The sequence below is a fragment of the Streptomyces sp. NPDC047853 genome (assembly GCF_043204535.1).
Lineage (GTDB): Bacteria > Actinomycetota > Actinomycetes > Streptomycetales > Streptomycetaceae > Streptomyces.
Map to the genome: position 1 here is coordinate 46,984 of NZ_JBIDCI010000005.1, position 22,090 is coordinate 69,073.

At 74.4% G+C, this 22,090-nt stretch carries 22 protein-coding genes; 7 read left to right on the forward strand and 15 right to left on the reverse strand.

All coding sequences use genetic code 11. The features are described from left to right. Window positions 1-99 precede the first annotated feature (99 nt). The 7 genes from ACGF5T_RS11630 to ACGF5T_RS11660 form a co-directional block, all read right to left on the reverse strand. Window positions 100-804 carry a DUF3618 domain-containing protein gene (locus ACGF5T_RS11630; protein WP_366766625.1) on the reverse strand — a complete coding sequence of 235 codons (705 nt, stop codon included), beginning with the start codon at window positions 802-804 and terminating at the stop codon, window positions 100-102. Then, window positions 780-1,145 (reverse strand): phage holin family protein, encoded by a 366-nt coding sequence (locus tag ACGF5T_RS11635; protein ID WP_356611504.1) that lies wholly within the window; start codon window positions 1,143-1,145, stop codon window positions 780-782. The genes ACGF5T_RS11630 and ACGF5T_RS11635 overlap by 25 nt, the downstream gene beginning before the upstream one ends. Before the next feature lie 67 nt (window positions 1,146-1,212). Continuing rightward, the gene (locus ACGF5T_RS11640) at window positions 1,213-1,848 is read right to left on the reverse strand and encodes a hypothetical protein (protein WP_366766624.1); all 636 of its coding nucleotides are present in this window, start codon (window positions 1,846-1,848) and stop codon (window positions 1,213-1,215) included. A 259-nt stretch (window positions 1,849-2,107) separates the two neighbouring features. Further along, on the reverse strand, window positions 2,108-2,320 hold the full coding sequence (locus ACGF5T_RS11645; protein WP_366766623.1) for a DUF397 domain-containing protein: 213 nt from the start codon (window positions 2,318-2,320) through the stop codon (window positions 2,108-2,110). After that, window positions 2,317-3,045 carry a Scr1 family TA system antitoxin-like transcriptional regulator gene (locus ACGF5T_RS11650; RefSeq protein WP_366766622.1) on the reverse strand — a complete coding sequence of 243 codons (729 nt, stop codon included), beginning with the start codon at window positions 3,043-3,045 and terminating at the stop codon, window positions 2,317-2,319. The genes ACGF5T_RS11645 and ACGF5T_RS11650 overlap by 4 nt, the downstream gene beginning before the upstream one ends. Before the next feature lie 217 nt (window positions 3,046-3,262). Further along, on the reverse strand, window positions 3,263-4,489 hold the full coding sequence (locus ACGF5T_RS11655) for an MFS transporter (protein ID WP_356611498.1): 1,227 nt from the start codon (window positions 4,487-4,489) through the stop codon (window positions 3,263-3,265). Window positions 4,490-4,635: 146 nt separating this feature from the next. Beyond that, window positions 4,636-5,688 carry an endonuclease/exonuclease/phosphatase family protein gene (locus ACGF5T_RS11660; protein ID WP_356611496.1) on the reverse strand — a complete coding sequence of 351 codons (1,053 nt, stop codon included), beginning with the start codon at window positions 5,686-5,688 and terminating at the stop codon, window positions 4,636-4,638. Window positions 5,689-6,002: 314 nt separating this feature from the next. On the opposite strand from ACGF5T_RS11660, the gene panB reads away from it, so the two are divergent. The 3 genes from panB to ACGF5T_RS11675 all read left to right on the forward strand — a co-directional run bounded on the left by panB (window position 6,003) and on the right by ACGF5T_RS11675 (window position 8,893). Then, window positions 6,003-6,875, forward strand: coding sequence for a 3-methyl-2-oxobutanoate hydroxymethyltransferase (gene panB / locus ACGF5T_RS11665; protein ID WP_356611495.1), 873 nt, complete (start codon window positions 6,003-6,005; stop codon window positions 6,873-6,875). A 183-nt stretch (window positions 6,876-7,058) separates the two neighbouring features. Beyond that, window positions 7,059-8,084 (forward strand): ATP-binding cassette domain-containing protein, encoded by a 1,026-nt coding sequence (locus tag ACGF5T_RS11670; protein ID WP_356611493.1) that lies wholly within the window; start codon window positions 7,059-7,061, stop codon window positions 8,082-8,084. After that, entirely contained in the window at window positions 8,081-8,893 is an 813-nt protein-coding gene (locus tag ACGF5T_RS11675) for an ABC transporter permease (RefSeq protein ID WP_356611491.1), read from the forward strand. The genes ACGF5T_RS11670 and ACGF5T_RS11675 overlap by 4 nt, the downstream gene beginning before the upstream one ends. A gap of 11 nt (window positions 8,894-8,904) precedes the next feature. Here ACGF5T_RS11675 and ACGF5T_RS11680 read toward each other — a convergent pair whose 3' ends face one another. Next, window positions 8,905-12,858, reverse strand: coding sequence for a BTAD domain-containing putative transcriptional regulator (locus tag ACGF5T_RS11680; protein ID WP_366766621.1), 3,954 nt, complete (start codon window positions 12,856-12,858; stop codon window positions 8,905-8,907). Between the two features lie 126 nt (window positions 12,859-12,984). On the opposite strand from ACGF5T_RS11680, the gene ACGF5T_RS11685 reads away from it, so the two are divergent. Continuing rightward, window positions 12,985-13,782, forward strand: a complete 798-nt coding sequence (locus ACGF5T_RS11685) for a site-2 protease family protein (RefSeq protein ID WP_356611488.1) — start codon at window positions 12,985-12,987, stop codon at window positions 13,780-13,782. Here ACGF5T_RS11685 and ACGF5T_RS11690 read toward each other — a convergent pair. Together ACGF5T_RS11690 and npdG are read right to left on the reverse strand one after the other, a co-directional pair. Further along, entirely contained in the window at window positions 13,772-13,963 is a 192-nt protein-coding gene (locus ACGF5T_RS11690; protein ID WP_356611486.1) for a hypothetical protein, read from the reverse strand. The genes ACGF5T_RS11685 and ACGF5T_RS11690 overlap by 11 nt on opposite strands. 81 nt (window positions 13,964-14,044) lie before the next feature. Beyond that, window positions 14,045-14,752, reverse strand: coding sequence for an NADPH-dependent F420 reductase (gene npdG, locus ACGF5T_RS11695; RefSeq protein ID WP_366766620.1), 708 nt, complete (start codon window positions 14,750-14,752; stop codon window positions 14,045-14,047). 339 nt (window positions 14,753-15,091) lie between these two features. Here npdG and ACGF5T_RS11700 point away from each other — a divergent pair, with 339 nt between their 5' ends. After that, a complete protein-coding gene (locus ACGF5T_RS11700; protein WP_366766619.1) occupies window positions 15,092-15,694 on the forward strand; it encodes a hypothetical protein in 603 nt (200 codons plus the stop codon). Between the two features lie 29 nt (window positions 15,695-15,723). On the opposite strand, the gene ACGF5T_RS11705 is transcribed toward ACGF5T_RS11700, so the two are convergent. Further along, a complete protein-coding gene (locus tag ACGF5T_RS11705) occupies window positions 15,724-15,954 on the reverse strand; it encodes a hypothetical protein (protein ID WP_356611480.1) in 231 nt (76 codons plus the stop codon). Window positions 15,955-16,012: 58 nt separating this feature from the next. Here ACGF5T_RS11705 and map point away from each other — a divergent pair, with 58 nt between their 5' ends. Then, window positions 16,013-16,870: a type I methionyl aminopeptidase gene (gene map / locus ACGF5T_RS11710; RefSeq protein WP_366766618.1), complete on the forward strand. Its 858-nt coding sequence runs from the start codon at window positions 16,013-16,015 to the stop codon at window positions 16,868-16,870. Between the two features lie 133 nt (window positions 16,871-17,003). Further along, on the forward strand, window positions 17,004-17,651 hold the full coding sequence (locus tag ACGF5T_RS11715; RefSeq protein WP_356611476.1) for a biliverdin-producing heme oxygenase: 648 nt from the start codon (window positions 17,004-17,006) through the stop codon (window positions 17,649-17,651). A gap of 79 nt (window positions 17,652-17,730) precedes the next feature. Here ACGF5T_RS11715 and ACGF5T_RS11720 read toward each other — a convergent pair whose 3' ends face one another. From ACGF5T_RS11720 to ACGF5T_RS11735, 4 genes are all read right to left on the reverse strand, one after another. Next, the gene (locus tag ACGF5T_RS11720; RefSeq protein WP_356611474.1) at window positions 17,731-17,943 is read right to left on the reverse strand and encodes a hypothetical protein; all 213 of its coding nucleotides are present in this window, start codon (window positions 17,941-17,943) and stop codon (window positions 17,731-17,733) included. Window positions 17,944-18,049: 106 nt separating this feature from the next. Next, window positions 18,050-18,694 (reverse strand): PhzF family phenazine biosynthesis protein, encoded by a 645-nt coding sequence (locus tag ACGF5T_RS11725; RefSeq protein WP_366766617.1) that lies wholly within the window; start codon window positions 18,692-18,694, stop codon window positions 18,050-18,052. Window positions 18,695-18,840: 146 nt separating this feature from the next. After that, a complete protein-coding gene (locus ACGF5T_RS11730; protein ID WP_366766616.1) occupies window positions 18,841-20,442 on the reverse strand; it encodes an HtaA domain-containing protein in 1,602 nt (533 codons plus the stop codon). Window positions 20,443-20,588: 146 nt separating this feature from the next. Next, window positions 20,589-22,037, reverse strand: a complete 1,449-nt coding sequence (locus ACGF5T_RS11735; protein WP_366766615.1) for an HtaA domain-containing protein — start codon at window positions 22,035-22,037, stop codon at window positions 20,589-20,591. Window positions 22,038-22,090: the final 53 nt, after the last annotated feature.

Genomic DNA, 22,090 nt, shown 5'->3' on the forward strand with positions numbered 1-22,090 from the left:
TCTGCGCCCGGGGCGGCCGGGCATCCGGTCCGTGAAGCAGATCGGGGCGGGTACCGGAGAGTGTGTACTTCTTCAGCCGGTCCCGCCGTGTGAGCCTTCTCAGCCGGGCCCGGCACGGTGCCGGGCCTCGTCCGCGAGGTGCCGGCCGGAGTCGCGGGCCTGTTCGGTGACCTTGCCGCCTTGGTCGCGGGCCTCGCCCTGCGTGGTGCGGGCGGCCTCGGCCGCCGTGCCCTTCACCTCTGCGGCCGCCTCCTGCGCCACTTCCCTCGCGCCTTCCTTGAGGTGCTGCGCAGACTCGGCCGCGGCGCCCTTCACGGGTTCCAGGGCCTCGCTCCGCATCAGCTCGGAGGCCTTCTGCCGCTCGGTGCGCGAGGCGGGCAGCAGCGAGGACGCCAGCACTCCGACCCCGAAGGCGACGAGACCGGCCGCCAGGGGGTTGCCCTGGGTCTGGCTGCGGGCCATGTCGGGCGCCTGCTGTACGGCGTGTCCCGCCTGTTCGGCCACGTCGCGCGCGGTGCCGGCCGCCTGTCCTGCGGCGTCGCGGGCCGACCCGACCGCCTGCCCGGTGCCCTCCTGGAGCGAACCGGCGGCCGACTGAGCGGTGTCCCGCACGCCGTGCGCGGTGTCCGAGGCCGTGCCCATCACTCGCTCGCGCATGCCGGACATCGTTCCGCGCATCCGGGCGGTGCGGCGCCGTGCCACGCGGCGGGGACTGGTCCGGTCGGCGAGCCGGTCCACGTCCGTGGCCAGCCGGCCTCGGGTCGCCTCTATCTCGGTCCTCATTTGGTCGGGTGACGTGCCCATTCCGCGTTCTCCTTCATGGTTTGGACGGTTCGCTCCGGCTTCGGCGAGACGGTGCTCATCCGCGTGCGGCCCTTCTGATAGAGCACGGCCGCGGCGACCCCCCAGACGGCGGCGACGACGAGGGCCGCCCAGCCCCCGTCGATCACGTTGGCCAGGCCGAGCACGGCGGCCAGCGACAGGAACAGCAGGACCATGTAGCCCGCGAAGCCGGCACCGCCGAACATTCCGGCGGCCTTGCCCGCCCGGCTCGCCTCGTCCCTGACCTCGGCCTTGGCCAGCTCGACCTCCTGCCGGAACAGGGTCTGCAGGTCCGCGGTGACCGCGGACAGCAGGTGGCTCACGGACCGCTCCTGTTCGCGGGGCTCCTGGTGCGCTCCCGTGCCCCGGTGAGGGGAGAGGGTGGCCATCTCATACCTCCGGACGCCCACGGTCCGGGCTGCCGTCCGTCAAGTGCCCGACGGTCGGCGGCACGGACGGCGGCATGGCCCTCTCCTCCGCGGAGATCGCCGGAGGACCGGTCGGCACAGTCTGCCCGCCCGTCCCCCGCCCGTCGGGCCCTGACGCGGCTCCCGTCGCCTTCGCCAGGCGGCCGACGGCCAGTCCGGCCAGCAGAGCCCCGCCGAGGAAGGCGCCGGGCCGCCGCCGGGCGAAGTGCTGCAGGTCGCCGACGATTCCCTCGACGCCCCGCTCGTCCAGGTAGTCGGCGGCCTGACTGCCTCGGTCCGCCGCGTGCGCCACCAGGCTGCGGGCCGGAGAGTCGTCACGCGCGTGCGCGGCCAGACCCGAGAGGTCGCTCGCCCACTGGCGCAGCTGGCCGGCCGCACGCTTGGTCTGCCCCTCGGCCTCGTTCATCGCACGGCTTCGCATCTCCTCCAGGACCGTGCCCGCCTGCTGCTGCGCCTCACCGACCACCGAGCGGGCCTGGTCCGCCGCGGCTCCCGCGACCTGACTCGCGGCCTGCTTCGCCTGGTCGGCCGTGGCGGACGTTTCCGTCCTCACCTTTTCCCTGGTGGCCCCGGTTCCGGTCTGTACGGACTCGCTCATCGGCAGTTCTCCTCATCCGATGTCCTGTGTGCGGCCCGTGTCCGGGTGACCGACGGGTGCCGGACCCGGGGTGTCACACGTGGCCGTCCGTCCCACTCCGGGTGACCTGGTTGCGACCTATGACACGTTATGTCCGGCTATTAGTCGAGCAAGGCTGCTGTGGTGATGTCGCCACGGCCATTCGCATCTGTCAGCGACTGGGCGTCACCATGAGTAACTCCTGTGCCCGGTCCGGGGATACCGGTCCAGAACCGGACGGCTAGGCCCTGACGCCGGGCCCGGCCACGAGCGCAGCCCAAGCGGCGGGGGCCACGGCGGGGCGGGGGCCGTCGGGACGTTTGGCATCACGGACGTGGACGGTGGCGGGGGTTGTCGCGACCTCGACGCAGTCGCTCGGCTCGCTGGTGTCGCTGTAGCTGCTCTTGATCCAGGCCGGGTCGGCGGGGTGCCCGGCTGTGTCCTTACGGCTCATGTCTCCCGCAGCAGTTGTTCGATGAAGGCCACTGACTCCCGGGTGGGCAGGGCTTCGGCCCGGATACTGCCGTGGCGCAGGTCGAGGATGCGCAGCTGCCGGGGATCCGTGACGGGCCGGTCGCCGGACATGTCGTCGGCCCGCCCGACCGCCGTGCCGTCCTCGAACTTGAGCACCCGCATCCGCCCGCCTCGCGGGTGATCAGCGCGAGACGTCGGCATCACGTGGATCTCCACGTGCCGCAATCGCCCGACCTCCAGCAGGAGTTCGAGCTGCCGGCGCAGCACAGCGCGCGCAGCTCCGCGGGCAGGGCGGTTGCGAACTCGGGGGCCGCCGCCTCGTCGGCGGCCGAGACCAGGGACAGCACGGAGGCGACGCCGGCCTCCGCGCGGGCCAGGGCGAACGGGGCGCCCCTGGGAGTTGCCGACCACGGCCGGGCGGCCCGGGCCCCGCAGGGCGCACAGGGCGCGGACGTCGGTGGCGAAGCCGGCGAAGGTGCGGCCGGGGGTCGAGGCGCCGGGTCCGGGGCGGTCCACGCAGACCAGGCGGACGCCCGGCGCGTCCACGACGCCCGCGCCGAAGCCGCGTCGGCGGCTCGTGGCCGCGCCGGGGCACAGCAGGACCGGAACGCCGTCCGGCGGGCCCCACTCGGCCCAGCCGAGCAGGCGTCCGTCCGGCAGGCCGGTGTCACCGAGGCGGGCGGGGGCGGTGACGAGGACGGTCATGTGGCGCATCCTCGCGCCGCGCGGAGGGCTGCGCACACGGTTCTCGGTGCCGCCGGGCACCGGCGCCGCTGCCGCCGGCCCGCCAGCGCCCTGGAGGAGCACCTGCCTGCCGTCGGCCAGGCGGCCACGCCTCGGTCACCACCGGGTCACCGGACCGACGGGCCGGGGCCGAAGTGCCGTGCGGGCAGCCGAACCGGCCCGCACGGCACCCCCACCGTCACCGCCGTGCGGCTTCCACCGCCTCCGGCACGTGCCCCGCGACCACGCGCTCGCGTCCGTGTACCGGAGCGGCGGCGGCCCGGCGCCGGTCCACCGCGTACGCCGCGCCCGCGACGCCCACGCCGAGGACGGCCAGGGCCGCACCCGCCGTCGCCGGGGACGTGGTGCCGAAGCCCGCCGCGAGGGCGAGGCCGCCGATCCAGGCGCCGCCCGCGTTGGCGAGGTTGAAGGCGGCCTGGTTGGCCGAGGAGGCGAGGGAGGGGGCCGCGGCGGCCTTCTCCATCACCATCAGCTGGAGGGGGGAGCCGGTGAGGAAGGCGGCCATGCCCAGCAGGGCCACCGCGACGGCCGCCGTGACCTCGGTGCGCATCAGCAGCGGGAAGAGGGCGAGGACCACCACCAGGGAGGCCAGGCCGCTGAAGAGGGTGCCCCGCAGGGAGTGGTCGGCGAGGCGGCCGCCCAGCAGGTTGCCCGCGGTGGCGCCGACGCCGAACAGGGCCAGCAGCAGCGTCACGCTGGCCTCGGCGAAGCCGGCGGCGTCCGTGAGCATCGGCGTGATGTAGCTGTAGGCGGCGAAGAGCGCGCCGAAGCCCGCGACGGTCGTGCCGAGGGCGAGCCAGACGGGCAGGGAGCGCAGGGCGGCCAGTTCGCCGCGGAGCCCCGAGGCGGGGGCGGGGGCGTGGTCGCGCGGGATCAGGACCGCGAGGGCCGCTATCGCCGCGACGCCGATCGCGCTCACGCCGAGGAAGGTGGCCCGCCAGCCGAGCTGCTGGCCCATGGCGGTGGCCGCGGGCACGCCGACGATGTTGGCGACCGTCAGCCCCAGGAACATCAGGGAGACGGAGCGGGCCTTGCGTTCCGGCGCCACCATGCCGGTGGCGACGACCGCGCCGACACCGAAGAAGGCGCCGTGCGGCAGGCCGCTGACGAAGCGGGCGGCGAGGAGGGAGACCTCGCCGGGGGCGAACGCGGACAGCGCGTTGCCGGCCACGAAGAGGGCCATCAGCGCGATCAGCACCGTGCGGCGGGACATCCGCGCGGTCGCCGCCGCGAGCAGCGGGGCGCCGATGACGACGCCGAGCGCGTACGCCGAGACCAGGTGGCCGGCGCTGGGGATGGAGATGTCCAGGTCGTCCGCGACGTCGGGCAGCAGGCCCATCATCACGAACTCGGTGGTACCGATGCCGAAGGCGCCCACGGCAAGGGCGAGCAGGGCCAGGGGCATGAAGGGGACTCGCCTTTCGAGCGGAGGTGTGCGTACGGGACTGCTTCGCTATGTTCCCGTACGGAACAAAGCCTCTCAGGGCGAGTATTCCGCGAGGTGACGGACGGGTGTCCGGCAGCTGCCCGAACGGCGCTGACCAGGCACTTTCAGGATGCCGTTGTGTCGACCCTCACACGCGCGGCGATCGGCAGATGGTCGCTGCCGGTCGCCGGCAGGGTCCAGCTGGTCTCCGGTTCGACGCCGGTGACCAGGATCTGGTCGATGCGGGCCATCGGGAAGGACGCCGGCCAGCTGAAGCCGAAGCCGTCCCCCACGGCGCCCTGCGGGGAGCGCATCTGGGAGGTGATGGCCGTGAGCGCGCGGTCGTTCATGGTGCCGTTGAGGTCGCCGAGCAGGATCTTGCGGGGCAGCTTCTCGTCGGCGATGGCCTCGCCGAGGGCGTCGGCGCTCTTGTCGCGCTGCCGGGCGGTGAAACCCGCCTCCAGCTTCACCCGTACGGACGGCAGGTGGGCGACGTACACCGCGACCGGCCCGGAGGGCGTGGCGACGGTGGCGCGCATGGCGCGCTTCCAGCCGAGCCGGATGTCGACGGCCTTCACGCCGCTCACCGGGTACTTGCTCCACAGCCCGACGGTGCCGACCACCGCGTGGTGCCGGTACTTCGACGCCAGCGCCTTCTCGTACGTCGGCACGGCGGACGCCTTCAGCTCCTCCAGCGCCAGCACGTCCGCGCCGGCCGCGGCCACGGCACGGGCGGTGCCGGCCGGGTCGGCGTTGTCGGCGTTGACGTTGTGGGTGGCCACCGTGAGGTCGCCGCCGGCACCGGTCTTGTCGAAGAGGAGTCCGCCGAAGAGGTTCAGCCACACCGACACCGGCAGGACCAGCGCGATCAGCGCCGTCGCCGACTTGCGCGCGAGGGCGATCACCAGCAGGACCGGGATCAGCAGACCGAACCACGGCAGGAAGGTCTCCGTGAGGCTGCCGAGGTTCCCGATGGCGTTCGGGATGTGCGAGTGGGCCGCCATGACGACGGCCAGGACGATCGCCACCGCGGCCGTGACCAGGCCCCGGCGCCAGATCCGCCGGTCGCCCCGCCAGCCGGTGACCGCCCGGTCCCACAGGCGCCGAAGCCGGGTGCCCCGGTGCTCGGGCCCCGAGCCGCCGTTGTCCGTCTCCGTCATGTACGCCTGCTGCGCCATACCGTCGCCTCACTGCCTGCCGTGCACACCGTCGCTCCCCCCCGTGACTCAGCACCCTAGGGGATGATCGGGTCCGATCCTGCCGTCCTGCGACGGCCGTACGGGCACGAGGACGTACGAGTCGCCGTCCGGAGTTCCGAACGGAGTCGAGACGGGCGGCTCTGTGACACAACGAGCACATTCGCCCCCCGCTTCACGGGCTCGGCACCCCGTGACGAGGGTCCCCTAGCCGCCGGGACGCGGAAGGTGCCACCATGGAGGGGATCCGGGGACGCCGTGAGGGCGCCTCGAGATGACATGAAGGAGCCGTTGCCATGACGCAGCTTTCGGCTGCCCCCACCCCTCAGCGCCCCGCCGACGGGAGCAAGGCGCTGTACGGGGGCAAGAGCAACCGCCGCATCACCGTCCGGGACATCACCGCCGCCAAGGAGCGCGGCGAGAAGTGGCCCATGCTCACCGCGTACGACGCGATGACCGCGTCCGTCTTCGACGAGGCCGGCATCCCGGTCATGCTCGTCGGCGACTCCGCGGGCAACTGCCACCTCGGCTACGAGTCCACCGTGCCCGTCACCCTGGACGAGATGACCATGCTCTCGGCCGCGGTGGTCCGGGGCACCAGCCGCGCCCTGATCGTCGGCGACCTGCCCTTCGGCTCCTACCAGGAGGGCCCGGTGCAGGCGCTGCGCTCGGCGACCCGGCTGGTGAAGGAGGCCGGGGTGGGGGCGGTCAAGCTGGAGGGCGGCGAGCGCTCGCACCGGCAGATCGAGCTGCTGGTGGAGTCCGGCATCCCCGTGATGGCCCACATCGGCCTCACCCCGCAGTCCGTGAACGCCATGGGCTACCGGGTCCAGGGGCGCGGCGAGGAGGCGGCCCAGCAGCTGCTGCGCGACGCCAAGGCGGTGCAGGACGCGGGCGCCTTCGCGGTCGTCCTGGAGCTGGTCCCGGCCGAGCTGGCCGCCGAGGTCACGCGGACGCTGCACATCCCGACCGTGGGGATCGGCGCGGGCGCGGAGACGGACGCCCAGGTGCTGGTGTGGACCGACATGCTCGGGCTGACCGGCGGCCGGGTGCCGAAGTTCGTGAAGAAGTACGCCGACCTGCGCCAGGTCATCGGCGACGCGGCGAAGGCCTTCGCCGACGACGTCGTCGGCGGAACGTTCCCGCAGGAGGAGCACTCCGTCCACTGAGCCACCGCGGTACGACACCGGCCCCGCCGATCTTCCCCCGTCGGCGGGGCCGGTGCTTTTCGGCGTACCGTCCGGCATCCCCCCGTGCACCGTGGCGGCGCTGTCGGCGGTCTGTCGGCGGGGCGGAGCGGCTGTCGGTGGGATGTCGGCGGTTTGTCGGCGGGGGCTGACAACGTCGTCGTCATGAAGCGAATCGACGACGACCCCCGGGCCGCGGGCAGCGCGGTCACCGTGCGGGGGCTGGTCAAGCACTACGGCGAGACCAAGGCACTGGACGGCGTCGACCTCGACGTGCGCGAGGGCACCGTGATGGGTGTGCTCGGGCCGAACGGCGCCGGCAAGACGACCCTCGTCCGCATCCTGTCCACCCTGATCACCCCCGACGCGGGCTCGGCGCACGTCGCCGGCTACGACGTCGTACGCCAGCCGCGCCAGCTGCGGCGGGTGATAGGACTGACCGGGCAGTACGCGTCCGTGGACGAGAAGCTCCCCGGCTGGGAGAACCTGTACATGATCGGCCGGCTGCTCGACCTGTCCCGCAGGGACGCGCGCGCCCGGGCCGACGCACTGCTGGAGCGGTTCTCGCTCACCGAGGCCGGCAAGCGCCCCGCGCACACCTACTCGGGCGGCATGCGGCGCCGTCTCGACCTGGCCGCCTCCATGATCGGGCACCCGGCCGTGCTCTACCTGGACGAGCCCACCACCGGCCTGGACCCGCGCACCCGCAACGAGGTGTGGGACGAGGTCAAGCGCATGGTCGGCGACGGCGTCACCGTGCTGCTCACCACCCAGTACATGGAGGAGGCCGAGCAGCTCGCCTCGGAGCTGACCGTCGTCGACCGCGGCAAGGTCATCGCGAACGGCGGCATCGAGCAGCTGAAGGCCAAGGTCGGCGGGCGCACCCTGCGCGTCCGTCCGACCGACCCGCTGCACCTGCGCCCGCTCGCCGCCCACCTGGACGAGCTGGGCATCACCGGGCTCGCCGACACCACGGTGGACGCGGAGCGCGGGGCCGTCCTGGTGCCGATCCTCAGCGACGAGCAACTGACCGCCGTGGTCGGCGCGGTCACCGCGCGCGGCATCACGCTCGCCTCCGTCACCACCGAACTGCCCAGCCTGGACGAGGTCTTCCTGTCCCTCACCGGCCACCGCGCCAGTGCCCCGCAGGACCCCGCGCCCGCCGACGCCCGCGAGGAGGTCGCCGTATGAGCGCCGCCACCCTGACCACCACCGACGACGCCCGCATCTCCGTGCGCGGGCACGTGCGGCACACCGGCGCCCTGGTCCGCCGCAACCTGCTGTGGATCCGGCAGGACCCGGAGTCGATGTTCGACGCCCTGCTGATGCCGGTCGTCTTCACCCTGCTGTTCGTGTACGTCTTCGGCGGGTCGATCGGCCAGGCGCTGGGCGGCGGGCAGGACGGCTACGTGCAGTACGTCATCCCCGGCATGATCGCCATGATGAGCATGACGCTGTCGCAGGGCGTCGGCACCGGCTTCAGCCAGGATTTCAACTCCGGTGTCATGGACCGCTTCCGGTCCCTGCCGATCGGGCGCGGCTCCGTGCTCTTCGCGAAGATCGCGGTGGAGATGCTGCGGATGCTGTTCGCGACCACGGTGCTGATGATCGTCGCCGTCCTGGTCGGTTTCGACATCGTCCACTGGGGCGGTCTGTTCGCCGCCGTGGGCCTGTCGGCGGTGTTCGCCTCCTCGATCATGTGGGTGTTCCTCACCCTGGGCGTGATCCTGAAGAACGCGCAGTCCGTGCAGGCGATGGGGTTCATGGTGCTGTTCCCGTTGCAGTTCGGCTCGTCGATCTTCGCGCCGACGCAGTCGATGCCGGGCTGGTTGCAGGCCTTCACCGACTACAACCCGCTCTCCACGCTCGCCGACGCGGCGCGCGGGCTGATGGTGGGCGGTCCGGTCGCGCACGACCTGTGGATCACGCTCGGCTGGTCGGTGGCGATCACCGCGGTGATGGCGCCGGTCGCCATCCACAAGTTCCGCACGAAGACCTGACCCGGCCCGGGTCAGACGAGGGCGACGGCCTCCTCCGCGGTGAGGCCGGCGCCCTCGGCGTACGCGGCCTCGTACGCCTCACTGCCCAGCGCCTCGATGACCCTCCCGACGGCGCGGGCGCGCCCGTCACGCTCCAGGCCCATCGCGACGTGGGCCGACGGCAGCATCGCGTCGGCGGCGCCGAGGCAGCGTGCCGCGTCGGTGGCCCGCTGCCCGCCGTCCACGCGGGCCATCGCCATCGCGGCGATGGTCAGGTACGAGGAGCGCATGTGCGGGGCGATGGCCGCGGAGAGCGGGTCGTCGGCCCGCTCCAGCGACTTGCGCACCTTGACCAGGCACTCCTCGTGCCGGCCCTCCAGCGTGGCGACCCACGCCTCCGCGGCGAGGATGAAGGCGTCGAAGACGACGAAGTGGGAGATGGCGAAGTCCCGGCGCAGCAGCCGGAGCTGCTCGCCCGCCTCGGCGGTCCGCCCGGTCATGCCGAGCCGCCCGGCGAGGAAGAGCCGGGCGGCCGGCATGGCGCCGTTGTGTCCCGTCCCCTCGGTCCGCTCGATCACCGCACGCAGGGTGCGCTCGCCCTCCTCGGCGTCCCCGCACTCCAGCAGCACGCTGCCGAGGCGGGCGTCCAGGATGTCCACCTGGGCGTGCGCGCCGAGCCGTTCGGCCTCCTTCGCGGCGGCCCGGTAGTCGGCGGCGGCGAGCCGGAACTCGCCCTTGCGCTCACGGGCCTCGGCGCGGGCGGCGAGCGCCTCGGCGGTGCCCCAGGCGTCGCCGAGGCGGTGGTAGATCTCCAGCGCCTCGTCGGCGTCACGGGCCGCGTCGCCCGCCCAGTCGGTGCGGTTGGCGAGGAAGTTGGCGCGCATCTGGAGGCTGCCGGCCAGGCCCCACTCGAACCCCGGCGTCTCACGGCAGGTGCGCACGCTGGCGTCCATGATCTCGCGCAGCCGCTCCATGTCGCCGGAGAGCATCACCGCGAAGAACCAGAGCAGGCCGGGCGGGGTGCAGGTCTGGGGCATGCCCGGTTCGTACGTCCCGGCGATGGCCCGCAGTTTGCGTTTGGCCTCCGGTTTCTGCCAGGCCTCCAGCTCGGTGTCCATGCAGGCGAGGTGGGCCAGGTGGACGCCGCGGCGGGCCTCGGCGAGCACCTCGCCGGTCAGCGGGGGCGGGGTGGCCGTGCACCGCTCCCAGACCGGCTCGGCCCGGCGGACCGGCTCGGCGAAGGGGTCCGGGCCGAGCGTCATGACCTCGCTGAACCAGTTCCGCGCCTCCACGCGCAGGTCGCGCATCTGCCAGTACCAGACCAGCGACAGCGACAGGCTCAGCGCCTCCTGCTCGTCGCGCTCGGCGACAGCGTGGCGCAGCGCGGTGCGCAGGTTCTCGTACTCGCGCTCCAGCCGCTCGATGGCGGCGAGCTGCCGCGGGCCCCGCAGCAACGGGTCGGTGGTCCGGGCGAGTTCCCGGTAGTGGGTGAGGTGCGCGCGCTCGGCGGCGGCGCGGCCGCCGGTCTCGTCGAGGCGTTCGCCGGCGTACTCGGCGACGGTCTCCAGGAGCCGGTAGCGCATGCCGTCGCCGGGGGACGGGGCGGCCACGACCAGTGACTTGTCGACGAGGGAGCCGAGGGAGTCCAGGGCCGCGGGCCCGCACACGGCCTCGGCTGCGGTGAGGTCGCAGCCGCCGGCGAAGACGGACAGGCGCCGCAGTACGTCCCTCTCCTCGTCGTCGAGCAGGTCCCAGGACCAGTCGACGACCGCGCGCAGCGTCTGCTGGCGGGGCAGGACGGTGCGGCTGCCGGAGGTGAGCAGGCGGAAGCGGTCGTCGAGGCGGTCGGCGATCTGGCGCGGGGTCAGCATGCGCAGCCGGGCCGCGGCCAGCTCGATCGCCAGCGGCAGGCCGTCGAGGCGGCGGCAGATCTCGGCGCAGGCCGCCGCGGTCTCCTCGTCGGCGTCGGTGCGGAAGCCGGGGCGGGCGGCGGCACCGCGGTCGGCGAGCAGGCGCAGCGCGGCCGGTTCCGGCAGCGGCTCCACCGGGCGCAGCGACTCCCCCGGCACGCCGAGGGGTTCGCGGCTGGTGGCGAGGATGGTCAGGCCCGGGCAGCGGGCGAGGAGTTCCTCGGCGAGCCGGGCGGCGGCCTCGACGACGTGCTCGCAGTTGTCGAGGACGATCAGCATGCGGCGCCGGCCGCAGTGCTCGACGAGGCGTTCCACGGCGGACGTCTGCCGGTCGGTGGCGGCGACGGCCCGCATCTCCTCGGCCCCGGCGCCGTACAGGACGGTCTCGCGGGCGCCGAGGGCGGTGAGGACGGCCTCCGGTACGGCGCCGGGGTCGTCGACGGGGGCGAGTTCGGCGAGCCAGGCGCCGTCCGGCGCGGTGTCCCCGACGCCCTCGGCGGCCTCCTGCGACAGCCGGGTCTTGCCGGCGCCGCCCGGCCCGAGCAGGGTGACGAGACGGGCGGTCGCCAGGTCGCCGCGCAGGGCCTCCAGGTCGGCGTCCCGGCCGACGAAGGAGGTGAGCCGGGCGCGGAGGTTGCCCCGGCGTCGGGGCGCGGAGGGGCCTCCGGCCGGGGCGGCCCGGCCCGCGGCACCCGCCTCGGACGCGGGGGACGCCGGGGGCGTCGCGCCGGAGGCAGCCGTCGCGGGCCCCGCGGAAGCCGGAGGCCCCCCGGGGGTGCCGGGCACCGTCGGCGGCACGGGAGCGGCGGGCACCGCCGGACTCGTCGGACCGACCGGACCCCTGGGACTGCCGGGCGTCGCCGGCGGCCCAGGGTCGCCGGACCCCGCCGGGCTCGCCGGACTCGCCGGACTCGCCGGACCCATGGGACCGCCGGACGGCTCAGACGTACCGGACCCCGCGGCCCCCGCCGCGCCCCCGGACGGCTCAGGCGTACCGGGCCCTGCGGGCCCCGCCGTACCCCCGGACGGCACGGGCGCACCGGCCTCCGTCGGGCCGCCGGTACCTCCGGGCCTCGCGGGTGGACCGGGCTGTCCGGGGCCGCCGGGAGCCGCCCCGGGCGCACCCGCCCCCGTCGGACCGTCAGGTCCGCCAGGGCTCGTGGGCCCGACGCGGGTCCCCGGCGCGCCGGGGGTCCGGTCCCGCGCCGTCCCCCCGGTCCCCGCGGAGGGCACGCGCCCGTCAGGGCGCACGGGGCCCCCGGGGCCCGCACGGTGCCCGGTACTCGCCGGCCCTCCCGCGTTCGTGGACCGGGCCGGCGTCGCAGGGCGGAGCAACTGTTCGTGCAGGGAGCGCAGTTCCGGTCCCGGATCGGTGCCGAGCCGGTCCGCGAGGTGGCGGCGTACGGCCTCGTAGGCGGCCAGGGCCTCGGCGGTGCGGCCGGTGTCGCGCAGGGCGCGCAGCCGCAGGGCCTGGAGCGGCTCGTCCAGGGGACGGCCGTCGCAGAGCGCGGTCAGCTCGGGCAGCGACTGCTCGGCCTGTCCGAGGTCCAGGGCGGCGGTGTGCCGGGCGCGCAGCACGTCCAGGTGCCGGGTGTTCCAGCGGGCCGCCTCGGCGGTGCGGTCGGGCAGGTCGGCGAGGGCGGGGCCGCGCCACAGGCCGAGGGCGTCGTCCAGTACGGCGGCCGCCTTGCCGGGGTCCCCGTCGGCGAGGGCTCGGGTGCCCTCGGCGGCCAGCCGGTCGAAGCGGTGCAGGTCGATGTCCTCGGGGGCGGCGGTGAGCCGGTAGCCGCCGTCGGCCGAGACGACCGCCTCCGCGCCGAGCGTCCGGCGCAGCCGCCCGACCAGCGCCTGCAGCGCACCCGGCGCGTCGGCCGGCGGGTCGCCGTCCCACACCTCCTCCACCAGCAGCGCCGCGGGCACCGCTCGGCCGGGACGCAGGGCGAGCACCGTCAGCAGCGCGCGCAGCCGCGCCCCGCCGACCGGGACGGCGGTGCCGTCGGGGCGGAGTGCCTGGGTGGTGCCGAGGATGCGGTAGCGCACGGGACCATTGTCCCTGGTGCCGTGGCGGCCGGTCATGGGGTTTCCGCGGCGCGGCGCGGGGCACGGGAACCGGCGACCGGCCCCGGGACGTTCTGGATCACGACCCGGTACGGTCGGGCGGTCCCCGTGCCCCACCGTGCCGTCCGACAGCCAGGGAGTCCCATGAGCACCGCCACCGCCCGCCCCAGCGACCGGCGGATCAGTCCCGTGTTCCTCGGGATCGTCGCCGTCGCCGCGGTCACCGGCTGGGCCACCTGGACCGGGTTCGCCGAGCAGCCGGGCCTGGCCGTGTTCCTGTTCGTGACGGCGGCGTGGGTGGTCTCGCTGTGCCTGCACGAGTACGCGCACGCCCGTACCGCCCTGCACAGCGGGGACATCTCGGTCGGCGCGAAGGGCTACCTCACGCTGAACCCGGTGAAGTACACGCACGCCCTGCTGAGCGTCGTGCTCCCGGTGCTGTTCGTGATCATGGGCGGGATCGGGCTGCCGGGCGGCGCGGTGTTCATCGAGCGCGGCCGCATCCGGGGCCGCTGGCGGCACAGCCTGATCTCGGCGGCGGGCCCGCTGACCAACGTGCTGTTCGCCGTGGTGTGCACGGCCCCGTTCTGGCTGGACGCGCTGGACGGCGTGCCGCGCGACTTCCGGCTGGCGCTGGCGTTCCTGGCGCTGCTCCAGGTCACGGCGGCGATCCTGAACTTCCTGCCGGTGCCGGGCCTGGACGGCTACGGGGTGATCGAGCCGTGGCTGTCGTACACCGTGCGCCGGCAGGTGGAGCCGCTCGCGCCGTTCGGGCTGCTGATCGTGTTCGCGCTGCTGTGGATCCCGGCCGTCAACGGGGTGTTCTTCGACGCGGTCGACGCGCTCCTGCGCGGCCTCGGGATCGGCGAGGCCGACACGTACTGCGGCTTCGAGCTGTACCGCTTCTGGCAGACCGACGAGCTGTGCTCGGTCAGCCCGTGACGGACGGGGAGCGGCGGGCGTCGCGGCCGCGCTTGACGTAGTACCAGCACATGTTGGACGACAGGCCCGACAGCAGCACCCACACGACGCCGATCAGCACGCTGCCCTGCACGAAGGAGACGACGGCGGCGGTCACGGCGAGGACGCAGACGACCAGGGCGTAGACGGCGAGGCGGGGCATGGGGCGGGCTCCTGTCGGGGGACACGGCGGGTACTGCGGGTGATGCGGTACATCTGGCACCCCCCAGTGTCCCCCATCGCCTCACACGTCCGTGACGCGGAGCCCGGCGTGTGCCTTGTAGCGGCGGTTGACGGAGATCAGGTTGGCGACCAGCGACTCGACCTGGTGGGCGTTGCGGAGCCGGCCGGCGAAGACGCCGCGCATGCCGGCGATGCGTCCGGCGAGGGCCTGCACGATCTCCACGTCGGCCCGCTCCTCGCCGAGCACCATGACGTCGGTGTCGATCTCCTCGATCTCCGGGTCCTGGAGGAGGACCGCCGAGAGGTGGTGGAAGGCGGCGGTGACCCGGCTGTCCGGCAGCAGGGCGGCGGCCTGCTCGGCGGCGCTGCCCTCCTCGGGCTTGAGCGCGTAGGCGCCCTTCTTGTCGAAGCCGAGCGGGTTGACGCAGTCGACGACGAGCTTGCCGGCCAGTTCCGCGCGCAGGGACTCCAGGGTCTTGCCGTGGCCGTCCCAGGGCACGGCGACGATCACGAGGTCGCTGCGGCGGGCGGTGTCGGCGTTGTCGGCGCCTTCGACGCCGTGGCCGATCTCCTCGGCGGCGGCCTCGGCGCGCTCGGCGGCGCGGGAGCCGACGATCACCTTCTGGCCGGCCTTGGCGAGGCGGTAGGCGAGGCCCTTGCCCTGGGGGCCGGTGCCGCCGAGCACGCCGACGACCAGCCCGGAGACGTCGGGCAGGTCCCAGGGGTCCTTGGCGGGGGCCTTCTGTGCAGCACTGTCGGTAGAGGTCATGGGCCGACCCTATGTCCCGCCCGCCCCCGGCCGGGTCCAGGTGCCGCCGGGAGCCGTGCCCGTCACCGGGGCCAACCCGGGTCGTTCCCGGGGCCATCCCCGGGCCATCCCCAGGCCATCCCCAGGCCATCCCCGGGCCGTCCCCGGGCCACCCCCGGGCCATCCCAGGCCACCCCCGGGTCGTCCCCGGGCCACCCCCGGGGCCACCCCCAGGCCACCCCCGGGCCGTCCCCGGGCCGTCCCCGGGCCACCCCGGGCCACCCCGGGTCGTCCCCGGGTCGGGCGAATGCGGGCCGAACGCCGGTGCGCGCGGGGCGGGTTGCGGCAGGATGCGGGCCCATGGACGCCGTACGGGTCGCGTTGCTGCGGGAAGTGCTCGCCGGGACCGAGTGGCTGGGGGCCACCCGGAGGTTCGCGGGGGCGCTGCGGAACTCGGTCGTGCCGCACGGGGGCGGGCTGCTGCTGGTGGGCACCGCCGGGTACGAGCCCTGGCACCTGGCGGCGCACCTGGTGGACGAGGCCGCCTGGTCGGGGACGCCGGAGCTGGCCCCCACGCTCGTACGGCACGGCGCCCGTCCCTCGGACCCGGCGCACCTGGCGGTCGGGCTGGGGCGGCTGGCGGCGGCCCGGCGCGGGGAGACGCTGCTCGTGGTGGCGCCGGACGATCCCGGCGCCCCGCTCCTGGAGGGGGTGCACGACGCCCGCCGGGCCGGGGCGACGGTGCTGGCGCTGGGCGCGGGCGAGCGGGAGCTGACGGCCATGGCGCACGAGGCGCTGACCGTGCCGGACGGGGCGGAGCTGGACCTGGACACCGTGCAGCACCTGGTCAGCGCGGCGGCCGGGGAGAACGCGGTACCGCCGCCCCGGGGCCGCCGCCGCTTCCGTGACCGCCTCTCCCGCCTGGCGGACCACCTGACGGCCCCGCCTCCGTCACGCTGGTGACGGGGCGGGGTGGGGCGTCCGGGCCTCGTTCAGTCCTCGTCGGCGCGGGCCGCGGAGGCGTCGTGCCACTTCGGGTCGTTCTCCCACTCGAGGTTGCGCTCGCGGGCGGTCTGCATCGCGTGTTCGGCCTCCGTACGGGAGGCGTACGGCCCGAAGCGGTTCTTGGCCGGGCAGTCGGGGCCTTCCTCGACCTTCTTGTGCTCCAGGCAGTAGTACCACTCGCCCGGTTTTCCGACCGTGCGCTTCTTGAACAGGGCCATGACCGGCTCCTTTCGCCAGGGACATGCTCTCTTATGCCCGCTGGTTAGACTCGCTGACATGTCTGGCCAGTCGCTGCTCGTACCAGGGGAGCTGTCTCCCACCCGTTCCGTACCCGGAAACATCCGCCGGCCCGAGTACGTCGGCAAACCCGCGCCGTCGCCGTACACCGGACCGGAGGTGCAGACGCCCGAGACGATCGAGGCGATGCGCGTGGCCGGCCGGATCGCGGCGCGCGCGATGGAGGAGGCCGCGAAGCTCATCGCGCCCGGCGTGACGACGGACGAGCTGGACCGGGTCGCGCACGAGTACATGTGCGACCACGGCGCCTACCCGTCGACGCTCGGCTACCGCGGCTTCCCGAAGTCCCTGTGCAGCTCCGTCAACGAGGTCATCTGCCACGGCATCCCGGACTCGACGGTGCTGCGCGACGGCGACATCGTCAACCTCGACGTGACGGCGTACATCGGCGGTGTGCACGGCGACAACAACGCGACCTACCTGGTCGGCGACGTGGACGAGGAGAGCCGGCTGCTGGTCGAGCGGACCCGCGAGTCCCTGGCCCGCGCGATCAAGGCGGTCCGGCCGGGCCGGCAGATCAACATCATCGGCCGGGTCATCGAGTCGTACGCCAAGCGGTTCGGGTACGGGGTGGTGCGGGACTTCACCGGTCACGGGATCAGCACGGCGTTCCACTCCGGGCTCATCGTCCCGCACTACGACAGCCCGCACGCGACGACCGTCATCCAGCCCGGGATGACCTTCACGATCGAGCCGATGCTGACGCTCGGGACCCACGAGTACGACATGTGGGACGACGGCTGGACGGTCGTGACCAGGGACCGCAGGCGGACCGCGCAGTTCGAGCACACCCTCGTGGTGACGGACTCGGGCGCGGAGATCCTGACCCTTCCGTAGCCGACCGCCGCGCACCCGCCTGACGGCCCGCTCTCCTCGGAGGGCGGGCCGTCGCACGTCTCGGTACCCTCTTACCGACAGGCCGTCGGAAAACCATTGACTTAGGTAAGCCTAACCATGCAAGATCGGCCCCATGGACTCTTTCTCGACGCTCATCCGCACCGCCTCCCACGAGCAGCACGTGGAGGCCGAGACCTCGACCTTCATGAGCGACCTGCTGGGCGGGCGGCTCGGCGTCGACGCGTACGCGCGCTACACCGAGCAGCTGTGGTTCGTGTACGAAGCGCTGGAGGCGGCGGCCGGCCGGCTGGCGGCGGACCCGGTGGCCGGGCCGTTCGTGCGGCCGGAGCTGATGCGGCTGGACTCGCTGGAGCGTGACCTGGCGCATCTGCGCGGCCCGCGGTGGCGTGCGGGCCTGACCGCCCTGCCCGCGACGGAGGCGTACGCGGCCCGGGTGCGCGAGTGCGCCGAGCGGTGGCCGGCCGGGTACGTGGCCCATCACTACACGCGCTACCTCGGCGACCTGTCCGGCGGCCAGATCATCCGGGACAGGGCGGAGCGGACCTGGGGCTTCGCCAAGAAGGGCGACGGAGTCCGCTTCTACGTCTTCGAGGAGATCACCAACCCGGCCGCCTTCAAGCGCGAGTACCGGGAGCTGCTGGACGGCATCCGCGCGGACGACCTGGAGAAGCAGCGGGTCGTCGCCGAGTGCAAGCGCGCCTTCGCCCTGAACACGGCGGTCTTCCGGGGGCTGGGCGAGGAGTTCCCGCTCTCCGCGTGAGCGGCCCGTGCCCGCGTGCACGCACCGGTCCCCCTCGGCCGACGGCCGAGGGGGACCGGTTTCCCACGACGTGCCGACCTCAGTTGTCGATGTCGTAGTCGTCGCTGCGGCAGTTGATGCCGCCGAAGTAGAGGTCGCCCGTGCTGTCCGTGGTGATGGCGCCGAAGTACGGGCTGCAGGTGGCGTCCTCGTCACCGTGCAGCGGGCCGTCGAAGGCGGTGGCGGTCGCCACGCCGCCGGCGGTCATGGCGGCGGTCAGCAGGACCGTGGCGAAGGCGGAACGGATGCGCATGGGTTTCCTCTCGCGGGGGAACTGAGCGGTCACGCCCAGAGGTAACCCCTGGCGGTCGCGCGCACACGCTGTTCCACCCGTACGGAGGTGCGGTACCGGGCACCCTTCACCGCTCCAGGCGCACCCGTCCGCCGATCTCGACCCAGCCCTCGGGCTGAGGGGCCGTGAGGATCTGCGAGCCCGCACCCTGCGTGATGTTGAGGGCGCGGCCCAGCCGCTCGGTCAGCAGCAGGGCCGCCGCGCCGGTCGCCTCGTCCTCGTCGATGCCGTCGTCGCGCCCCGGGAAGGCGCGGGCCCGCACGCGTCCCGCCGGCTCGTCCTCCCACGCCCAGGCGTAGACCCACTCCCCCGCCGCCGGCACCGGCAGCTCCTCGACCTCGGCGACCCCGGCGTACTGGCGCAGGGTCCGCGGCGGTGCCCACTCGGGGCGGGCCTCGATCCAGCTGAACTCGCCGTCCAGCCGGACGCCCACCACCCCGGCCGGGGTGACGATCTCGGGGACGTCGAGCAGCCAGGCCGTGCCGACGCAGGGGTGCCCGGCGAACGGCAGGCGCACAGCGGGCGTGTAGACGTCGATGACACCGCGCTCGGGGTCGTCGACGAACACGGTCTCGCTGAAGCCGAGTTCCGCGGCCAGCTGCTGCCGCTCCGCGGGGTCCGGCAGCACGGAGCCGTCCCGGACGACGCCGAGTTCGTTGCCGTAGCCGCCGTTCGGCGCGCAGAAGACGCGCAGTACGTCGTAGTCAGTCACCGGGGCATTCAAACATCGTGTGGGCAGCGGGGATGTCTCGGGCGGGGGTCCCCGGCAGGAGGCCCGGGGGCCGGGCGGGCCCCCGCCCGCCCGGGACACCCCCCGGCCTGCTGCTCGCTACCGTCGCCCGCGCCCGCGGCCGCCGCTCACGCCCGCGACCGCCGCTTGCGGGCGGCGAACACCGCGCCCGCGCCGAGGGCGACCGCGGCACCGGCCGCCGCACCGAGCGCCGGGCCCGGAAGGTCCGAGCCGGTGGAGGCCAGGCTGCCGCCGCCGGTCAGGCCGCCCGTGGTCGAGCCCGCGCCGCCGACGGTGGAGCCGGTGCCGCCGACGGTGGAGCCGCCGGTGGTCGAACCGCCGGTGCCGCCGGACGTGCCCGTGCCGCCCGTGCCACCCGAGCCGCCGGACGTGCCCGTGCTGCCGCCGCCCGGCAGCTGGGCGTCCTCGCTCAGCGCCACCGAGAGGTCGACGGTGTCGAGCGCGGTGCCGGCCGGGTAGGTGCCGAAGACCTTCGCGCCGGCCCCGGTGAGGGTGGCGGCGACAGCGTCGACGGTGATGACGTCGTCCCGCGCGGTCAGGTCGGCGGACCGGGCCTCGAGATCCGCCAGGACCACACCCTCGGTCCGCGTGCCCAGGCTGTCCACGTCGGCGGTCAGCTGACCGGCGCCGCCGTCGAGGGTGGCCTTGAGGTTGCTCAGGGTCAGGTCGAGGCCGTACGCGCCGTTCGACTCGTGGCCCTTGAAGTTCACCGCGCCCCGGAAGGAGGCGGTGAGCCTGCCGGCGTCCGTGTCGTAGGTTCCGGTGGCGTCCGTGAAGGTGAAGGCGCCGTTGCCGCCCGCCTGGGTGGCACCGCCCGAGACGGTGACCCGGCCCTTGGCGATGTCACCGACGACGTAGGCGCGGAAGGACTCCTTCACCCCCCAGCCGAGGGTGCCGTCGGCTATGGCGCCCTGGGCGGGGGCCCGGGTCGCGGTGGCCGTGGCGGAGGCGGTGGCGGTGGCGGTGGGGGAAGCTGAGGTGCCGGCGGTCGCGGTCGGGGAGGGCGCGGCGGTCGAGCTCTGCGTGGCCGACGGCTGGGGCTCCGTGGTCTGCGTCTGCGAGGCGGTCGGGGAGGGCTCGGTGGTGGGGGCGCTGGTGGTGGGGGTGGGGCTGGGCTCCGGCGCCGCCTTCTTCACCACCGTCAGCGGGTCGCCGGCCGCGCCCGCGTAGGACGCGCTGCCGAGGTACTCCCCCGCCTCGGCGGTGAGCGTGGTCGCCATGTCGGTCATCGCGCGGGTGACGGTGACGGTGGCGAGCGGGACGTCGTCGCCCTCGGTGACCTTGGGTGCGCCCTGGGAGGTGTCGACCTTCTTCAGGTCGGCGGTGACCTCGCCGGCCTTGCTGTCGAAGCGCACGTCGCTGAAGGTGATCTCGAAGCCGTGGGCGGCGGACCTGCTCACCAGGCCGCCCTTGAAGGCGAGGTCGACGGTGTGGCCCGAGCCGTCGTAGGTGCCGGTGCCGTCCACGAAGGTGAACGCGCCGTTGCCGGCGGCCTGGGAGGCGCCCCCGGACGGGGTGAAGCCGCCGAACATGCCGACGTAGGTGCGGTACGACTGCTTGATGCCCCAGGTCAGTTCGTAACCGGTGAGGGGGCGCTCGGCCGCGGAGGCGGTGGTGGCGCCGAGGCCGGCGAGAGCGGTGGCGCCGAGCGCGGCGGCGGTCGCCACGGCGGCGGCGAGGGTGGTGGAGCGGCGTCGTCTGACGGGCATGGCTCGGTTCTCCTTGCGTGGTGGGTCCGCCGGTCGGGGCGGAATGGTCCGAGGGGGCGGAACGGTCCGGGGGAGGGAACGGTCCGGGGGGGGCGGAACGGTCCGGGGGGCGGAACGGTCCGGGGGGGGCGGAACGGTCCGGAGGTTCAGCCCTGGTCGGAGGGGGAAGCCGCGGGCCGGGTGCGGCGCCTGCGGACGGTGGGGGCCACGAGGGCCGCGGCCGCCAGCAGTACGGCTCCGGCCGTGAGGGCGACGGGCAGGACGGGGAAGTCACCGTCGTCCGCGGCGCTCGCGACGGGTCGCGTCGAGGCCTCGGGTGCCTCCTGCCGCGCCTGCTCCCGCTGCGGGCTCGCGCTCGCGGTGGGGCCGCTGCCCAGGTCGGGCAGGGCGGGCAGCTTCGCGTCGGCGGTGAGGGCGACGGCCAGGGAGACGGGGTCCATCGCGGTGCCCGCCCGGTACATGCCGCCGAAGGCCTCGGCGCCGCGCGCGGTGAGCTTCGCGGGGGCCTCGGTGATGCGGACCAGGCCGCCGGCCGGCTTCGGGTTCCCGGCGGTGAAGGTGACCAGGGGGACGTTCTCGGCCTGGAGGCGGGGACTGTCCACGTCGGCGTACAGCGTGCCCGTGCCGTCCTCGACGCGGGCCCGTACGCCGCTGAACCGGAGGTCGAGGCCGTGCGCGCCGGTGAAGCGCACCGCGCCCTCGAAAGCGGCGGTGAGGTCGCCGTCCTCGTACGTCCCCTCGCCGCCGGGGAAGCGGAAGAGGGCGCCGCCGTCCTGGGCGCCCGCGGTGAGGGCCCACCTGCCGTCGGCGATGTCGCCGGTGACGTACTCGCGGAAGGTGCGGCGCACGCCCCAGTCGACGGCGCCGTCCTCGATGGCGCCCCCGGCGGACTGCCGCCGCTCCGGGGACCGGGTCGGCGCGGCGGACGGCTGCTCCTCCCGCTCCTTCTCCCGTCGCTGCTCCTGCGGCCTCGCCGCCGCCCGTACGTCGACCGACAGGCTCACCGGGTCCAGCGCGGTGCCGGCGGTGTAGTAGCCGGCGAAGGACCGGGCGCCCTCGGCGGTGAGGGTGGCGGGCACATCGGCGAGCGCGACGGTGCTGCCGCCGCCGCGCATGTCGATGCCGCCGAGGGAGAGGGAGGCGAAGGGCACCTGACGGGACGTCGTGACCGCCCCGGTGCCCTTCGCCTTGCTCACGACGTCCACGGAGAGCGTGCCGGTGGCGCCGGAGATGCTCACGGTGGGACGGCTGACGGTGAGGTCGAGCTGGTGGCCGCCGCCGCCGGTGGGGTGGCCGAGGAAGCGGACGCCGCCGGAGAAGGCGGCCCGGAAGGCACCCGTGCCGCCGTCGTAGGTGCCGGCCGCCGAGTGGAAGCGGAAGGCGCTCCCGCCGACGGTGGCCGCTCCTCCCGTCAGGGAGTAACTGCCCTGCGCGACCGGCCCGGTGACATAGCTCTGGAAGGACGACTTGACGCCCCAGTCGAGCCGTCCGCCCTGCACGGTCCGGCTCTCGGCGTGTGCGGTGGCCGCGGGCAGCAGGACACCGAGGAGGGCCGCGCACACCACGGTGACCAGGGCGCGTAGACGGGCGGGCATGCGAAGTCCTCCGGATCGGGGGGCCGGTAGCGAACAAAGGTAAGGCTAACCTA

What these genes read in the sequence shown, in the direction of transcription:
- ACGF5T_RS11630 (WP_366766625.1), bottom strand. Translation starts at nt 804, where the DNA reads ATGGGCACGTCACCCGACCAAATGAGGACCGAGATAGAGGCGACCCGA.
- ACGF5T_RS11640 (WP_366766624.1), bottom strand. Translation starts at nt 1,848, where the DNA reads ATGAGCGAGTCCGTACAGACCGGAACCGGGGCCACCAGGGAAAAGGTG.
- ACGF5T_RS11645 (WP_366766623.1), bottom strand. Translation starts at nt 2,320, where the DNA reads ATGAGCCGTAAGGACACAGCCGGGCACCCCGCCGACCCGGCCTGGATC.
- ACGF5T_RS11650 (WP_366766622.1), bottom strand. Translation starts at nt 3,045, where the DNA reads ATGACCGTCCTCGTCACCGCCCCCGCCCGCCTCGGTGACACCGGCCTG.
- ACGF5T_RS11655 (WP_356611498.1), bottom strand. Translation starts at nt 4,489, where the DNA reads ATGCCCCTGGCCCTGCTCGCCCTTGCCGTGGGCGCCTTCGGCATCGGT.
- ACGF5T_RS11660 (WP_356611496.1), bottom strand. Translation starts at nt 5,688, where the DNA reads ATGGCGCAGCAGGCGTACATGACGGAGACGGACAACGGCGGCTCGGGG.
- panB (WP_356611495.1), top strand. Translation starts at nt 6,003, where the DNA reads ATGACGCAGCTTTCGGCTGCCCCCACCCCTCAGCGCCCCGCCGACGGG.
- ACGF5T_RS11670 (WP_356611493.1), top strand. Translation starts at nt 7,059, where the DNA reads ATGAAGCGAATCGACGACGACCCCCGGGCCGCGGGCAGCGCGGTCACC.
- ACGF5T_RS11675 (WP_356611491.1), top strand. Translation starts at nt 8,081, where the DNA reads ATGAGCGCCGCCACCCTGACCACCACCGACGACGCCCGCATCTCCGTG.
- ACGF5T_RS11680 (WP_366766621.1), bottom strand. Translation starts at nt 12,858, where the DNA reads ATGACCGGCCGCCACGGCACCAGGGACAATGGTCCCGTGCGCTACCGC.
- ACGF5T_RS11685 (WP_356611488.1), top strand. Translation starts at nt 12,985, where the DNA reads ATGAGCACCGCCACCGCCCGCCCCAGCGACCGGCGGATCAGTCCCGTG.
- ACGF5T_RS11690 (WP_356611486.1), bottom strand. Translation starts at nt 13,963, where the DNA reads ATGCCCCGCCTCGCCGTCTACGCCCTGGTCGTCTGCGTCCTCGCCGTG.
- npdG (WP_366766620.1), bottom strand. Translation starts at nt 14,752, where the DNA reads ATGACCTCTACCGACAGTGCTGCACAGAAGGCCCCCGCCAAGGACCCC.
- ACGF5T_RS11700 (WP_366766619.1), top strand. Translation starts at nt 15,092, where the DNA reads ATGGACGCCGTACGGGTCGCGTTGCTGCGGGAAGTGCTCGCCGGGACC.
- ACGF5T_RS11705 (WP_356611480.1), bottom strand. Translation starts at nt 15,954, where the DNA reads ATGGCCCTGTTCAAGAAGCGCACGGTCGGAAAACCGGGCGAGTGGTAC.
- map (WP_366766618.1), top strand. Translation starts at nt 16,013, where the DNA reads ATGTCTGGCCAGTCGCTGCTCGTACCAGGGGAGCTGTCTCCCACCCGT.
- ACGF5T_RS11715 (WP_356611476.1), top strand. Translation starts at nt 17,004, where the DNA reads ATGGACTCTTTCTCGACGCTCATCCGCACCGCCTCCCACGAGCAGCAC.
- ACGF5T_RS11720 (WP_356611474.1), bottom strand. Translation starts at nt 17,943, where the DNA reads ATGCGCATCCGTTCCGCCTTCGCCACGGTCCTGCTGACCGCCGCCATG.
- ACGF5T_RS11730 (WP_366766616.1), bottom strand. Translation starts at nt 20,442, where the DNA reads ATGCCCGTCAGACGACGCCGCTCCACCACCCTCGCCGCCGCCGTGGCG.
- ACGF5T_RS11735 (WP_366766615.1), bottom strand. Translation starts at nt 22,037, where the DNA reads ATGCCCGCCCGTCTACGCGCCCTGGTCACCGTGGTGTGCGCGGCCCTC.